The sequence below is a fragment of the Oleiphilus sp. HI0061 genome (assembly GCF_001635675.1).
On record NZ_LWFE01000817.1, the window covers coordinates 1 to 514 of the forward strand.

At 46.3% G+C, this 514-nt stretch carries 1 pseudogene; it reads left to right on the forward strand.

The features are described from left to right. Positions 1 to 485: pseudogene (locus A3735_RS09825) on the forward strand (S-methyl-5'-thioadenosine phosphorylase); the annotation flags it as partial. Between the last annotated feature and the right edge of the window lie 29 nt (positions 486 to 514).

Genomic DNA, 514 nt, shown 5'->3' on the forward strand with positions numbered 1-514 from the left:
TAGGCGGAATTCATGAAAAGCTCGGCCCGGGTAATCTTTCCATTCCAGACCAAATTATTGATTACACTTATGGGCGTGAACACACTATATATGATGGCATTCATTGCGAAACTGTTGATCATATCGACTTCACCAAGCCGTACTCTGAAACATTGAGAGCAAAACTTCTTCGCTCAGCAAGCGCGGTGTCATTTGATGTCTTGGATGGTGGAGTTTACGGTGCTACTCAGGGGCCGAGATTAGAGTCATCAGCTGAAATACTTCGTTGTAAGGCTGAAGGCTGCGATATGGTCGGAATGACGGGCATGCCTGAAGCTGCGCTAGCAAGAGAATTGGAGTTGGACTATGCCTGTATTGCCTTGAGTGCGAATTGGGCAGCAGGTTTGTCAGATACGCCTATTACAATGGCAGATATAAAAGAGGCAGTTTCGAAAGCGTCAGCACGCGTAAGCGAGCTGATTTTTCAAGATCTGGGAAGTTTATAGTCGAGCAATTAAGCAGCGGGTTCTGTTAG